Source organism: Longimycelium tulufanense, from assembly GCF_014645795.1.
In the GTDB taxonomy this organism is placed as follows: domain Bacteria; phylum Actinomycetota; class Actinomycetes; order Mycobacteriales; family Pseudonocardiaceae; genus Longimycelium; species Longimycelium tulufanense.
In genome coordinates, this window is sequence record NZ_BMMK01000008.1 from 202,455 (window position 1) to 209,305 (window position 6,851).

Genomic DNA, 6,851 nt, shown 5'->3' on the forward strand with positions numbered 1-6,851 from the left:
AGGCGCGCGAGTGGTGGCGCTCGGGAGCGGAAGCAGGAAAAGATCACCTCGGCCCCTGTTCCGGAGCCGTCTCCGGCCGACGTGCTCGCAGGCGGCCGACAGAGAGGTCGCGACCGCGTTCCGTCGAGCATCGAGCACTCGGGCACCTTGGGGGCGCGGGCAGGCTCCTACTGGGATACGGCTGGGAGATCGGGTCGCTCACCCCAAACGACCACGCGGTGTCCTTCACCCCCCGGTGGAGGGCACTGCGTTGACCCGAGTCGCAGTGTCCCGGGCTGCCGAATGGGGCGACGACACGGTTCGGCGAACAGACGCCATGAGGAGGAGACCGACATCGGCATCGCTGTTGCCGCGATCGACCAACCGAGCTTGTCGGGTGGCACGGCCGTCTTGCCTGCCGCAACGGACCAAACCGTGTTGGCGGCCTCGTCATGTCGACGTCCTTTCCCGTGACGTCGTGAACGTGGCCCGAAGCTAGCGGAGAAAGGGGGCATCTTCCTCCTGCTCGGCATTGAGATTGAGGTCGAACATCGACGGTAGGCAGGGGCGGGAGTACAACCGACGCTGTATGTGCCGCATGTGGTTGTGGAGCAGGCTGGCGTCACGTTGGCATCGGTGCTTTAGCGCGACGGACATACGGTTTGGCGTGGTGCCACGGGCTCATCGAGGCATGTTCGCGCCGCCTGGAGCTGACGCGCGTGTCACCGTCAGACCTGGACGTGCTCACACCGCGCGAAACAGATGTGCTGTACCTGTTCGTTAAAGGCGTGTCCAACGCCGAGGTCGCGGCGCACCTCACGCTCAGCGCCGCGACCGTGAAGACGCACCTCGACCGGTTCATGGCGAAACTCTGCCTCTCCAGCCGTGCCCAGGCCGTCGTCCTCGCCTACGAAACCGGCCTCGTCACACCACACCGCTACACCCAGGAACACGACAACAACGGTAGATAGTCCGCCGGGCATCGCGACGGGCATGCTGCCGCGGCTGGAGTCCGGCGGGCCAACTCGAACACCGAGACGACTGTTCAGTTTGGCGAACGGTCTGTTCGTGGCGCGGCGGCCATACATTGACACCACGGTCGGTGGTCCGGTGGCGTTGGTGTCACTGAGCGTCCAGCCGACGCTGGCCTGTCGCGGCCGGGCAGCTCGTGTGCTCGTCACGCGGAATGACGCCGGGGGATTGACGGTGGTCACTGCTGTATCTACGCTGCCGATCGTTCATTGAAATGAACGATTGTGGGGCGGCGTGGCGGACCAGGACGTGATCGTCGTCGGCGCGGGGGTGGTGGTTGCGCCCTGCGCGGAAGCATCGAGCGCCCCGGACCTGCGGGTCACCGTGCTGGACCGGGCGAAGCTGATGCCGGGTACCACTGCGGCCGGCAAGGGCAACATCCTGTTGACCGACAAGGAGCCCGCTCCCGAGCTGGCGTTGGTGATGGCGTTCCCGACAACGGTCGCCCCAGCCGCCGGCCGGGTTGCGCGAAGACCTCGGACCCTCGCTCGCCGACACGATGCGGCGTCGATGTCCCGGCGACCCATCGCCAACCTGACAGGGCTCGGTGAGTTGGCGGGGACACCATTGGAACCCGAGGAAGAGCAGGCCATGACGCAGGAGAATCTGAGCGGCGTTATCGTGGCGACCGCGTTGCCGTTCGCCGAGGACGCGAACGCCCCAGCGGGGCTGCGGCCCGACTTGGACCGCTACGCCGAGCATTGCCGCTGGCTGATCGACAACGGATGTCGCGGCGTGGGCCCGAACGGCTCGCTTGGTGAGTACTCCTCGCTGACGGACGAGGAGCGCCGGGCGGTCGCGCGAACAGCGATCCAAACAGTGGGCTCCGACGGCGTAGTGGTGGTCGGTGTGCACGGTGCTGGCGCGCATCAGGCGCGGCACTGGGCGGAACTCGCCGCCGAGGATGGCGCGGACGGCGTGCTCTGCCTGCCGCCCACGATGTACCGCGCGAACAAGGGGGAGGTGATCCACCATTTCGAGGAGGTGGCCAAGGCCGGGCTGCCGATCATGGTCTACAACAATCCGATCGACACCAAGGTGGACCTCACCCCAGACCTACTGGCCGAGATCGCGCAGATCGACAACGTGGTCGCGGTGAAGGAGTTCTCCGGCGATGTGCGACGGGTACTGGAGATCCGCGAGGTCGCACCCGGACTGAACGTGGTGGCCGGTGCCGACGACGTGACGCTCGAGTCACTGTTGATGGGCGCGAGCGGGTGGTTCGCCGGCTTCCCCAATGTCTTCCCGGCGGAGTCGGCACTGCTGTACTCCCTTGCCAAGGAGGGAAACCTGGCGCGGGCGCGAGCGTTGTACGAGCCGCTTGTGGCGGCGTTCCGGTGGGACTCCCGCACCGAGTTCGTGCAGGCGATCAAGTACGGGATGGACATGGCCGGTCGCTACGGCGGACCGTGCCGGCCACCACGAGGTCCGCTGGCCACCGCGGACCGGACGAGGCTGGAGTCGGACATGCGTCGCGCCACCGAGTACCTGCGCGCCAACCCCGTGGCGGCGTGACATGCGGGCCGAACGGTACTTCAGCGCGGTCGATTCGCACACCGAGGGCAACCCGACCCGGGTAATCACCGGGGGCGTCGGCGTGATCCCCGGCGACACCATGGCGGAGCGGCGCACGCACTTCATCGAGCAGATGGATCACGTCCGCCAGCTGTTGATGTACGAGCCGCGCGGACACTCGGCGATGAGCGGCGCGATCCTGCAGCCGCCGACCAGGCAGGGCGCGGACTGGGGCGTGGTGTACATCGAGGTCTCCGGCTGCCTGCCGATGTGCGGGCACGGCACCATCGGGGTGGCCACAGTCCTGGTGGAGACCGGGATGGTCACCGTGACCGAGCCGGTCACCACGGTGCGGCTCGACACCCCGGCGGGACTGGTGGTGGTGGACGTCGCGGTGCGTGACGGCCACGCCGAGTCGGCGACGTTCCAGAACGTGCCGGCGTACACGCACGAGCTGGACGTGCTGGTCGAGGTCCCCGGCCTTGGCGAGATTCGCTACGACCTGGCATTCGGTGGGAACTTCTACGCGATCCTTCCTCTGGAACAGCTCGATATCCCGTTCGACCTCGCGAAGAAGGAGCGCATCCTCGCCGCCGGAATGGCCATCATCGATGCGATCAACAAGCAGCGCCGGCCGGAACACCCAGTTGACCGGCGAATCTCCGGCATCAAACATGTGCAGTTCACGGCGCCGGGCGTCGGCGGAAGTCATTCCCGCAACGCCATGGTCATCCACCCCGGCTGGTTCGACCGCTCGCCATGCGGTACCGGCACCTGCGCGAGGATGGCGCAACTGCATACCAGGGGCGAGCTCGCGCTCGGCGAGGACTTCGTCAACGAGTCGTTCATCGGCACCCGTTTCACCGGGCGGCTGATCGAGCGGACGACGGTCGGCGACCGCCCAGCGGTGGTGCCCACGATTTCCGGCCGAGCCTGGATCACCGGCATGGCGCAGTACCTGCTCGACCCATCCGACCCGTTTCCCAAGGGGTTCCAACTATGACCCGTGTGGTTTCCACGTCCCCACAGCGGCCGTCCGATGTCGTCGTGGACGCTCCAGCAACGTCCCCGGCGGAGGTTGCTGAAGCCGTACGTCGGGCACGTCGCGCGCAGCGGCGGTGGGCTCGGGTTCCTGCGACCGAACGGGCGGTGGCACTCGGCTCGGTGGCTGATTCCCTTGCCAACCAGGAAAAAGAGCTCACCAGTCTGATGGTTCGTGAGGTCGGCAAGCCGGCAGGTGAGGCAGCGGGCGAGGTGGCCAGGGCCGTGGCGATCCTGCGCTACTACGCCCAGCAGTGTTACGACCCGGTCGGCCAAACGTACCCGGCCAGCAGGGGGCTGTCCTTCACCGTACGCCGGCCCCGTGGGGCCGCCGGACTGATCACACCGTGGAACTTTCCACTGGCCATCCCGGTGTGGAAGGCCGCTCCGGCACTGGCCTACGGCAACGCCGCGCTGGTGAAGCCGTCCCCGGACGCGACCGCGTGCGCGCTGCGGCTGGCCGAACTGGTCGCCGGGCACGTGCCGGACTCGCTGTTCACGGTGCTGCCGGGGGACGCCGAAACGGGGAGGGCACTGGTCGATGTGGTGGACCTGGTCTCCTTCACCGGCTCCGGTGCTGTGGGCAGGCGGGTGGCGATGGCCGCCGCGGAACGGGGGATACCCGCCCAGTGCGAGATGGGTGGGCTGTCCGCCTCGATCGTGCTGCCGGACGCCGACCTCGATCACGCCGCGGCCAGCATCGCCTATGGAGCAATGGGTTTCGCCGGGCAGAAGTGCACCGCGACCAAGCGGGTCATCGTGGTTGGGGATGCGGAGTCGTTCGCCGAGGCGCTGCGCGAGCGGGTACTCGGCCTGGGGTACGGCGATCCCGCCGAGGACGGCGTCGTGGTCGGCCCCGTGATCAATGAGGTGGCCCGGCAGCGGGTGGTGGATGCCGTGGCGGAAGCCGAGCGTGCGGGGGGACGGCTGCTCACCGGCAAGGAACCCGCGGACGGCTGGTTCGTCCGTCCGACAGTGGTGACGGGGCTGGGCGCACAGGAACGGCTGAACCGTGAGGAGGTTTTTGGGCCGATCTGCACGCTCATCTCAGCGTCCAACGTGGATCATGCGTTGACGATGGCCAACGACAGCACCTACGGATTGGCCACTGCCCTGTACACCAGTGACCTTGACGCTGCTCTGTCCTATGTGGATGAATGTGCGTCAGGAATGGTGAAGATTAATGCTCCGACCAGCGGCGTGGACTTCCATCTTCCCTTCGGCGGGGAGAAGAAATCCGGTTGCGGAGGCAAGGAACAGGGCAAGGCGGCCCTTCAGTTCTACACGTCGTCCCGAACCGTACAGATCGTCGCGATCCGATAGGAGCGAACGCGTCGTCGCGGTCAGCTGAGCTGGCGTCTTCGCCGTTGTTGTCTCCGCTGGCCCAGCGTGGGCGCCGTGGTCGGTGGTGAATCGAGATCTGGCGCTGCTCAAGGGCCGGGTTGGGGGTGGAGAACAGGAAGAAGCAGATCAAGCTGTAGATCAGGGGCATCAGCACCAGCCGGTGGGCCCACATCAGCAGCATCGGCCCCGCCTGCGTCTGGGACACCACCGCGGGCCCGAGGAGAGCCTCCAGGGGGTAGGCCAGGCCACCGAAGGTCAGGCAGAGCACCACGATGCGCAGCGGCACCTCACGGGGCGCCCGACCCAGCTGGTACAGCTTCCACACCAGGGCGCTGTAGAGCACGATCCCGTTGACCAGGAGGAGGATCACAGCCACCCCCATCGGTCACCCAACGCGGTGTCGAGCCGCTGTGCCGCATCGGTGGTAGCCGGCTGGGCGACCCGGTTCAATACTGAGGCCCACTCCAGGATGATCGTGGCCACCGTTTCCGCCTCGCGCTCCTGCTGGGAGTCGTAGGAGGTGCGGCGCAGCGCCCGCCGCACCGCATCCGGATCCAGATTCGGGTACCGGCGGCGCAGCACCTCGGGCTCGACCTCGGGATACAACTCGGCCATCAGCGCATCATCGTGCTCGTCACCCTCATGTCCGGCCAGAATGTGCCCAAGCTCGTGCAGGATGATGTGATCCTGGTGAGCCTTACTCGTTTCCTGCTGATACAGGATGAAATCCGCGGTCGGGGCGCCCGACTGCCATTCTCGACATGCGCTGGGCCCGCACCCGTACGGGTGCGGGCCCAGCGCATGTTACCTGTCGGCAGCGACCCTCGACGCGGGTCGAACCGAAGGGTCAGAGGGGAAGAAGTCCAACCAGGGGAATCTGGGACGGGGAGAGCAAGGACGACGGCGTGGGCAGTGACTGCGGGGGAGGCGAAGGCTGCGTGATGGGCCTGGGCAGCAAGGGAGCCACACCCGGTGGGGGATTCACACCGGCCGTACCGTTCGCGTGGGGGTAGGGGTGAATACTCATCGGCATCGGAGGGCCTCCGTCCCACGCCGACCCATAGTTGGGGCTGTGGTAGTGGTGGGAGTAGTGGGCGGGCTGGGAGTTGTGGGTCGGCGCGTAGTAGTGGGAGGGCTGGGAGACGGCGTGCGTCGCCGGTGGGTTAGGGCTGGCGCCGGGCTCGGCGGCGGCGGTTCCCGTACCCAGACCGAAGAGAGCCACGGCCAGGGCGCCGACCCCGGCCAACAGGGACCTCAGTCGGGACATGATGATTTCCTCTTTCTTTCACCGGGTGAGTGGCGCGGTCTGTGCCACCCGAGCTGTCAACGCCTTTCGGAAGTGGAGGGCTCGGCATGCGGTGGAACGGGTCGGGGACTGACCCTGTCCCTGCTCGCGGCCGGTCCGCAATCCGCAACTCCGACAGGCGGATGGTCGCGACTGGACGGACTGCCCGTGCCCACCGCTCCACACCTGCCCACGCGCCAGCAGCACCACTAACACAGCAGGTCGCAAGTATTTGTTCCACGGACAAGTCCTAGTTCCCATCGGGCTCCTTGGTAATCCCACCGGATTCCGTACCCTCGTCGTCCTCGGGTTTGCGGGCGTTGGTGGCCTCGGACGGCGCCTTCAGCTGTTCGACCTCGCCGCGCGGTGCGCCCCCGGAGCCCGATGGGTGCTTCGGCCCGCATGCGCCCGGTCATCCTTGGGAACCAGAAGTAGATGCCGGCGAAGGTGGCGAAGGCGATCGTGCCGTAGAGCACGTAGTGGAAGTGGGCCACCACGAAGTAGGTGTCCGAGACATGGAAGTCCAGGGGTGGCGCGGCCAGCAGCACACCTGACAGGCCACCGAAGAGGAACAGCCAGAAGGAGAAGGCATTCAACCGGGGGAACGCCACGTCCGGGGAGCCGATCTGCAACGGCAGGATGTAGTTGGCGAACC

6 protein-coding genes and 1 pseudogene are annotated in these 6,851 nt (G+C 67.0%); 4 read left to right on the forward strand and 3 right to left on the reverse strand.

Annotated features, from left to right (window positions below):
- Positions 1 to 707 precede the first annotated feature (707 nt).
- The 4 genes and pseudogenes from IEY55_RS11110 to IEY55_RS11125 form a co-directional block, all read left to right on the forward strand.
- Positions 708 to 950, forward strand: a pseudogene (locus IEY55_RS11110) (response regulator transcription factor); the annotation flags it as partial.
- Between the two features lie 652 nt (positions 951 to 1,602).
- Positions 1,603 to 2,526, forward strand: a complete 924-nt coding sequence (locus IEY55_RS11115; protein ID WP_189056776.1) for a dihydrodipicolinate synthase family protein — start codon at positions 1,603 to 1,605, stop codon at positions 2,524 to 2,526.
- 1 nt (position 2,527) lies between these two features.
- Entirely contained in the window at positions 2,528 to 3,529 is a 1,002-nt protein-coding gene (locus IEY55_RS11120) for a proline racemase family protein (RefSeq protein ID WP_189056724.1), read from the forward strand.
- Positions 3,526 to 4,890 (forward strand): aldehyde dehydrogenase family protein, encoded by a 1,365-nt coding sequence (locus IEY55_RS11125; RefSeq protein WP_189056726.1) that lies wholly within the window; start codon positions 3,526 to 3,528, stop codon positions 4,888 to 4,890. The genes IEY55_RS11120 and IEY55_RS11125 overlap by 4 nt, the downstream gene beginning before the upstream one ends.
- 387 nt (positions 4,891 to 5,277) lie before the next feature.
- On the opposite strand, the gene IEY55_RS11130 is transcribed toward IEY55_RS11125, so the two are convergent.
- From IEY55_RS11130 to IEY55_RS32990, 3 genes are all read right to left on the reverse strand, one after another.
- A complete protein-coding gene (locus IEY55_RS11130; RefSeq protein WP_373289992.1) occupies positions 5,278 to 5,526 on the reverse strand; it encodes a hypothetical protein in 249 nt (82 codons plus the stop codon).
- Between the two features lie 232 nt (positions 5,527 to 5,758).
- The gene (locus IEY55_RS11135) at positions 5,759 to 6,178 is read right to left on the reverse strand and encodes a hypothetical protein (RefSeq protein WP_189056729.1); all 420 of its coding nucleotides are present in this window, start codon (positions 6,176 to 6,178) and stop codon (positions 5,759 to 5,761) included.
- Between the two features lie 227 nt (positions 6,179 to 6,405).
- Positions 6,406 to 6,851 (reverse strand): cbb3-type cytochrome c oxidase subunit I (locus IEY55_RS32990; RefSeq protein ID WP_229686264.1); only part of this gene is annotated, 446 nt, incomplete at its 5' end.